Origin of the sequence: Nonomuraea sp. NPDC026600, assembly GCF_040638335.1 — a bacterium.
Lineage (GTDB): Bacteria > Actinomycetota > Actinomycetes > Streptosporangiales > Streptosporangiaceae > Nonomuraea.
The window spans coordinates 225,253-231,511 of record NZ_JBEZYD010000018.1 but is presented as its reverse complement, the minus strand read 5'-3'; the positions used below and the strand labels follow the sequence as shown (position 1 = coordinate 231,511).

Below are 6,259 nucleotides of genomic sequence, written 5' to 3'. Positions count from 1 at the left end.
ATTTGGGTCAGCCATGGCGCGGGACGCTAGCAGAGATCAGAGAAATGTGCCTCTGAACTGGGATAACTCTCCTACTAGTTCAGTTAACGTGCCGCGTGAACGCTCACGTCAGCAGCCGTCCCACCCACCTTCCAGGCCTCGGCCAACATCACCACCGGTTCCGGGCCCTCGTAGGACTGGTTGGGTGTCTGCGCCAGGCGTCTGTCCAGATCCAGCAGGCTCATCCCGCGCGCTGCCGCCTGCTGCTTGCGCGCCTCATCCCGCCTGGCCCGCTCTCGGCCGCTGGCCGCCTTGGCTCGTGCCTCCTCCCTACGCGCAGCCACCTGCTCGTCGTGGCGAGCTCCCAGGTCCTCCATCAACGAAGCCAGGTCGGGGAAGGCCTTGGCCCAGGCGCGAACCTCCTCCAGCGAGACCCCATTGTTGCGGCTCACCCACTCCAGCTTGTCCGGCATTCTGGCACCGGTACAAATCACGCCCTCGACTATCGGGCGGCGATACTCGGCTACGGCCTCATGGATCTCCTGCCGCAGGTCCGACCGATCACGTAAGAGGTCGCGGATCTCGGCCGCTGACCGCCACATGATCCTCATCGCTTTGTCCGGGCTGCCCGTCTTGCGCACGTGCTGCAGAAACCTGACGTACAGGTCGGCCATCTTCTGGCCTCCTCCGTGTGAGTCCTGGTCGCGGCGGCTCACGCCTCCCGGATCACCGTTTGAGGCGACGATACCGGCGCATCCCGAGCAGCTACCAGACCTACTTCTGAAGACATCCCAAAGCCGAACCAGCCGCACCTGCCGCTGGCGTCGACGGCGCGGTGGCCCGCATCCGCGACGCCGAGCAGGCCGCCCAGGCCGAAGCCGAACGCGAGCGGGCCGTGCGCCAAGCCGCCGCCGCGGTCCGGGAGGGTGAGCAGACCGTGGAAGCCAAGCGCGTCGCCGAGCCGATGGGGCACGACGCCGACAGCGAGCGCGAGCGGTAGGTCACCGCCGCCTGGACCCGGGTCGTCGGACATGAAGCTGCCCGCACCGCCGCGAGGAATCCTCCGCGTAATGGCAGGCCATAGCCGAGACGATCTTGCCTGCCTGCCTGCCTGCCTGCCTGGCCGAGGAACGTCACTGCTCATCGCCGGCGGTTCATTCGGCTGGTGCGTGAGCAATCGCCCACGCTGGGCACGTCGAGCCCACTTCAGGCGCGTCCCCTCCCCCGCAGCAGCCCCCCGCTCAGAGCCTGATGCGGTCCTACAGCCGCACCATCCATCTCCCGGGCCGCCGGCATGGACCGAGTCCATCTCACGACGACCGTGGATCTGGATGGACACCTCATACCGGAAGCATGTCAGTGTGCGCGCAAGGCAACCGGCATATCCCGGACCGCTCGGCATAAAGCGTTTACGGGCAGTCCGCCTCACTGCAAAGCGTTACCAGCAAGATACGTTACGTCATAGGTGGAGGTGGGGATCACAGCGAGGCAGAGATCATTTACGAGAAAGGTCATCGCCTCGATGCACACGCGTATCCGCCTGGCAGCACTGGCGGCCGGCGCCGCCGTCCTAGCCGCCGGCGGCACGATGCCGACCCCGGCGTCAGCCACGACCCCGCTCCCGGCCTCCAGCACCCGCAACCACGCGCTCGCGCCTTCCGGCATCGCCTATCTACCGGCGAACGTCGACCTGCAGCCCACCGCGTCCGGCACCTGGGTCAACACCGGATTGCAGGTCACCCTGCCCGGAGCCGGCACCTACGCGCTCGACCTGGACGTCCGGGCACGCCTGCAGGGGGTTCCCCCGGTCAACACGTACATGGTCGCCCGTCTGTGGAACGTCGCATCAGGCACCCCTCTACCCAACAGCGAGCGGATCCTCAGCCAGCTCATCGACACCACCGCAACCGGCGCCGGGATCATCGCCAAGAACACGACCTCCCCGATCAGCGAGCGCATCACCGTGACCGGGCCGACCACGATCCGGCTGCAGGCCCAGCGGACCAATGCCAGCGGCGCTTCGACCATCGCTGCCATCTGGAGCGACAGCGCCGGACGCACGTCCTTCCGCTTCAACAGGATCTTCTGATCAGATCGCCTGGTCCGGCGGGCCCGAACCCTGAAATCCACCCGATTCTCCAGCGTGCGCCGGGATGGTCAACGGCCGCGCGCAGATCGGGCAGGTCAGGCCGGGCGTATGGACGATCGCCACGGCCGCGGCGGGGGCGCCTTCTGCGCGGCACCCGCCGCGACCGTTTCGCGTCGGCAGCGTGCCCGGACGCGCCGAGCGTGGGCATCCCGGCCCAGGACTACAGCGAGGCCTCCACACGCCAATGGCCCGCAGCAGGCTGGACGCTGCGGGCCATTGAGGGTGTTCAGGACGAGGCGGATTTCCACTCGGGGGCCAGGACGGAGTGGACGATCGAGTCGCGCCACCCGTCCGCCAGATTGAGGTGCCCGCGGATGACGCCCTCCTCGACCATGCCCAGCTTGGTCATGACCCGGGCGGATACCTCGTTGAGACGGCTCCGCGCACCCCAGATTCGGTGGACGCCCAGTTCATCGAACCCCAACCGCAGAAGGAGCTGCACTACTTCGGCGCCGAGGCCCTCCCCCCACCGGTCGGCGCGCAGCGCGAACCCGATCTGCGCGCTGCTCTGCAGGGGGTGACCAACGTCGATCGCGATCCTGGCGAACGCCACCAGATCGTCGCTCGGCAGCACCGCGGCGAGCGAGTAATCCATCCGTGGCTCTGCGCGGGCCGCTGCCATCACGCCGGCGATGGAGTTCTCCACCTGGTCACGGGTCCGAGGGTCGAAACTCATGTGCTCGGCCACCTGCGGGTCGCCGTAGATGGCCAAAAGCGCGTCGACGTCGGCCGGGGTAAACTCCCGGATGCTGAGTCGTGAGGTGGCGAGCGTTACCGGGTACATGGACGCCGACACTACTGGCCCCGCGGCAACACGCTCTGCACGGGCACTCCCGCGAACGCCTCGATCTCCAGCTAAAGACCGGTGGCGACATCAGCCCCTCGGAATCCGGGAGACATCAAGGCGGCGTGGATGCGCCGAGCGCTGGCCACGACTCCGCCGATCCGTTGCTTGGTGTTGGCCAGGGCGGCGGCCATGACGCCGCGGCCGAGGAACGCGCGGTTCTCGCTCATGGCCACCGGCAGCAGCGGCGCGATCTTGAGCAGCTCATCGAACGCGGTCTTGTCAGCGCCGGCGCACGAGCGGACCTAGCGCTGGCCCGCGTCCACCTCCGCGATCTGGACGGCGCGGCCGAGGCTCTGGCGGACGTCCTCGACCTCCCGGTTGAGACGTGGCGCGCCGCTACCACCCGGACGCCCGCGTTGTCCACGTGGACGTGGCCAAACTCGTCGCCGTACACGGTCGCGCCCTGCTCGCCCGCGACCCGGACGTGCTCATGGTGCACCAGGACGCCCGCGACCCGGAGCGGGTTCTCAAGGAGGCGTTCGAGCTGCTCGACCCGGATAAGCCGGTCGGTCTCATCGCCACGGCCGTGGTCCACTTCTGGCAGGACTCCGACGACCCCGCCGGCATCCTGCGCTACTACATGCAGGAGTTCCCCGCCGGGTACCTCCTCCTTTCGCACGCCTGCGGCGAGAAGATGCCGTCGAAGGACTTCGCCAAGCTCAGGGCGGCGTACGAGGAGGCGTTCGCGCCCATCTACCCGCGCGACCACGCCGGGGTTGCCACGTTCCTGGAAGGGGTGGACACGCTGGAGCCGGGCCTGGTCGAGGCGTCCCGGTGGCGTGACGACCGGAAGGTCGACGTCGGTGACGCGCACTTCCTCGTAGCCGTCGCCGCGTTCGGCCAGTACGCGACGACCGCCAGGAGCACGTCATGACCGTCGATAGCACCACTGAGGTACTGAGCGACGAGAAAGCCCAGGTCTTGGCCGCGCAGTTGCAGGAGTCGTGGGGCGGACGCTGGCAGGTGATGTGGGAGCCCTGGGGCCGCCGGTTCTGCACGTTCCCGGCGTACGACATGGCCGTCAACACCCCGGTACACGGCAAGAGCCTCCGTGAGCTGTGGCGCAACGTCCTCAACGTCGATCAGGAGCTGCTGCAGGCGGTGGCCGAGGCCATCCCGGCGCACCCGCCCATGGTCGTCCACATTCCCCCCGGCTTCTTTCAGGAGATGGCCGGGTGAACAAGCGAGACGCGGTCAGGCAGGCGGCCCCGCGCGCAGACGGGGGCGCTGCTCCGCGTCTTGGCGCGGGCCTGCGCCCGACACCCACCACTGTCACGCCGGCCCGCGCCCTGTGAACCACTCCCAGCCGCCCTCTTCCCCGCTGCGCGAGCCGACCCGGCTCGCCGTGGATGGGTCGCTGGGCCGAGGAAGGCGGACATGGATGTCCGCTGGTCCGCCTTCCTCGGGTCAATGCCGGGCGTACAACGCCCCGACCCCGAACGCAAAGGTCACGTCATGCACGCCGGTGTCGCACTCGCCATCATCAATCTCAACCTTCACCGCGAGGACCAGCGAAAGCCGCCCGCCAGCGGCGACGCCGATCACCCTGCGATTACTGCTCACCCCACGGCAGCAGACAGTCAGACCCGCGTGGAGAGAGCAAGAGCAGACGATGGAAGCCAAACCCCGCCAACCGCAGACGGTTGAGCCAGAACAGGACGAGCCCGCGATCGAGATCGAGTGGAAGCCGTACACGCCGTCCGGCTGCGTGCAGCGGGTCACACACACCTCGTGCTGCGGGCTTTACGAGTGGAGCGCCGAGGGCGGCCACTTCCTCGTGCTGCGCCCCACCAGCGATGGCGGCTACGAGGAGAGCGGCCGCGGCCTCTACCGCCAGGCCCTCGATGTCTACATCGCCCTCGCCGAAGCACACCGCGCCGAACATCTGCGCCGCAGGGAGAGGCCGGAGCCCGACGACTTCCTCCCGAGAAGGGGACGGCGAGGCTAACCCCGGCGCGGCCGACCAACGGCCACCATCGACCAGTTGCCCATCACGACCAAGAAGAAGGTACATACCCGTGACCACCGACAACGACGTCCAGGACGCCGCCGCATTGCGTGAGGCCATGGCCACCGCCGTGGCGGCCGAATGCGCGCAGTGGGGCACCATCTGATGCTCTACCGGGCCAGCAGGTCAGTCCGGGTCGGCGCGGTAGCGGTAGCGCAGCTTCCACTGGTAGGTCGGCAGAACGTAGAGGTTGACCTTCACCGGCTGGTCGTCACGAGTCAGTCCCATGTGGAAGATCTCGTAGACCCGCTGGTCGGGCGTCATGCGCAGGAAGCGTGCTTCTTCATCCGTGGGCGGCCGGACATCGACGTCTTCCTGGATATCGACCTGGGCATGGCCGAGTTCGGCCAAGCGGCTGCTGATCCCGCCCACGCCCGAGTCGCGTTCGGCCATCGGAGTGCCCTCCGCGATCGAACGGGGGATGTAGGTGGTGACGATCTGGATGGGCACGCCCTCGGCGTACATGCGCCGGGCGCGGATGATGACGCTGTCGCTGTCGGGGTCGACGCCCAGGACCTCGGCGACTTCGGTGGGTGGCCGGCCGGGGCCGATGGTGGTCTGGTTGTCCAGGGTGTAGCCGAGCTGTTCGAGTTCGCTGGCCAGCGATCCGCGGGCTCCGCCGCGTTCTCGGTGGGCGCGGCTGTGCCGTACGGCTGCATTGCGCAAGATGGGCGGCAGCTTGTGGACGTAGGTGCCGACGCCCATGTGCACGTAGACGAGCCCCTCGGCCTTGAGGATCTTCAATGCCTTGTTGACCGTGGCCCGGTGGACGTCGAGTTGGCCGGCCAGGGTGTCTTCGTTGGGCAGCAGCGAGCCGCGCGGGTAGGTGCCGTCGTGGATGGATCGGCGGATGGTGTCGGCCACCTGGCGGTAGCTTGCCGTGCTCGTCACGCACTCACCCTACCGATAGTACGTACTACTTACTCGTTGACCCCTCCGGCTGAGAGGACTATGAAGTATGTGGTACATACCTCACGGCGGTGGCCCTTCCGCCCTCAGTCCGTTGCTCGCATGGCCAGGGCCGCTGGTGTGAAACCCCACGTCAGAAACCCAACACAGGAGAAGGAGTAGGGACATGAGCACTCCGACCATCGAGCAGACCGTCACGGCCGACGTGGGAGCGACGTTCGACCCGTTCGGCCTCGACATCACCTTCATCGAGAACACCCCGGCGGCCGAGACGGTGCTGTTGTGCAGCACCGGCGACACCTGCGGGAGCTCCTGCCCGAGCGCCTGCACGACTTCCTAGTCCGCGCGGCGCGGGCTCACCCGGGCC

General features: G+C 67.9%; 11 protein-coding genes. 6 read left to right on the top strand and 5 right to left on the bottom strand.

What is annotated here, in order from left to right:
• Positions 1–83 precede the first annotated feature (83 nt).
• Positions 84–653: a hypothetical protein gene (locus tag AB0F17_RS35555; protein WP_358031839.1), complete on the bottom strand. Its 570-nt coding sequence runs from the start codon at positions 651–653 to the stop codon at positions 84–86.
• Between the two features lie 161 nt (positions 654–814).
• On the opposite strand from AB0F17_RS35555, the gene AB0F17_RS35550 reads away from it, so the two are divergent.
• Entirely contained in the window at positions 815–979 is a 165-nt protein-coding gene (locus tag AB0F17_RS35550) for a hypothetical protein (protein WP_358031837.1), read from the top strand.
• A gap of 522 nt (positions 980–1,501) precedes the next feature.
• Positions 1,502–2,068 (top strand): hypothetical protein, encoded by a 567-nt coding sequence (locus AB0F17_RS35545; protein ID WP_358031835.1) that lies wholly within the window; start codon positions 1,502–1,504, stop codon positions 2,066–2,068.
• 286 nt (positions 2,069–2,354) lie between these two features.
• Here AB0F17_RS35545 and AB0F17_RS35540 read toward each other — a convergent pair whose 3' ends face one another.
• Positions 2,355–2,912 carry a GNAT family protein gene (locus tag AB0F17_RS35540; RefSeq protein ID WP_358031834.1) on the bottom strand — a complete coding sequence of 186 codons (558 nt, stop codon included), beginning with the start codon at positions 2,910–2,912 and terminating at the stop codon, positions 2,355–2,357.
• 71 nt (positions 2,913–2,983) lie between these two features.
• Positions 2,984–3,142 carry a hypothetical protein gene (locus AB0F17_RS35535; RefSeq protein WP_358031832.1) on the bottom strand — a complete coding sequence of 53 codons (159 nt, stop codon included), beginning with the start codon at positions 3,140–3,142 and terminating at the stop codon, positions 2,984–2,986.
• A gap of 158 nt (positions 3,143–3,300) precedes the next feature.
• Here AB0F17_RS35535 and AB0F17_RS35530 point away from each other — a divergent pair, with 158 nt between their 5' ends.
• Both AB0F17_RS35530 and AB0F17_RS35525 read left to right on the top strand, forming a co-directional pair.
• Complete coding sequence (locus AB0F17_RS35530; RefSeq protein WP_358031830.1) at positions 3,301–3,849, top strand: SAM-dependent methyltransferase; 549 nt, start codon at positions 3,301–3,303, stop codon at positions 3,847–3,849.
• Positions 3,846–4,154 carry a hypothetical protein gene (locus AB0F17_RS35525; RefSeq protein ID WP_358031828.1) on the top strand — a complete coding sequence of 103 codons (309 nt, stop codon included), beginning with the start codon at positions 3,846–3,848 and terminating at the stop codon, positions 4,152–4,154. Before AB0F17_RS35530 ends, AB0F17_RS35525 begins: the two co-directional genes overlap by 4 nt.
• A gap of 228 nt (positions 4,155–4,382) precedes the next feature.
• On the opposite strand, the gene AB0F17_RS35520 is transcribed toward AB0F17_RS35525, so the two are convergent.
• Positions 4,383–4,520, bottom strand: coding sequence for a hypothetical protein (locus AB0F17_RS35520; RefSeq protein WP_358031826.1), 138 nt, complete (start codon positions 4,518–4,520; stop codon positions 4,383–4,385).
• Between the two features lie 67 nt (positions 4,521–4,587).
• Here AB0F17_RS35520 and AB0F17_RS35515 point away from each other — a divergent pair, with 67 nt between their 5' ends.
• Positions 4,588–4,923, top strand: coding sequence for a hypothetical protein (locus tag AB0F17_RS35515; RefSeq protein WP_358031824.1), 336 nt, complete (start codon positions 4,588–4,590; stop codon positions 4,921–4,923).
• Between the two features lie 186 nt (positions 4,924–5,109).
• Here AB0F17_RS35515 and AB0F17_RS35510 read toward each other — a convergent pair whose 3' ends face one another.
• Complete coding sequence (locus AB0F17_RS35510; RefSeq protein ID WP_358031822.1) at positions 5,110–5,874, bottom strand: GntR family transcriptional regulator; 765 nt, start codon at positions 5,872–5,874, stop codon at positions 5,110–5,112.
• A gap of 184 nt (positions 5,875–6,058) precedes the next feature.
• Here AB0F17_RS35510 and AB0F17_RS35505 point away from each other — a divergent pair, with 184 nt between their 5' ends.
• Positions 6,059–6,232, top strand: a complete 174-nt coding sequence (locus AB0F17_RS35505) for an FxLD family lanthipeptide (RefSeq protein ID WP_358031820.1) — start codon at positions 6,059–6,061, stop codon at positions 6,230–6,232.
• Positions 6,233–6,259: the final 27 nt, after the last annotated feature.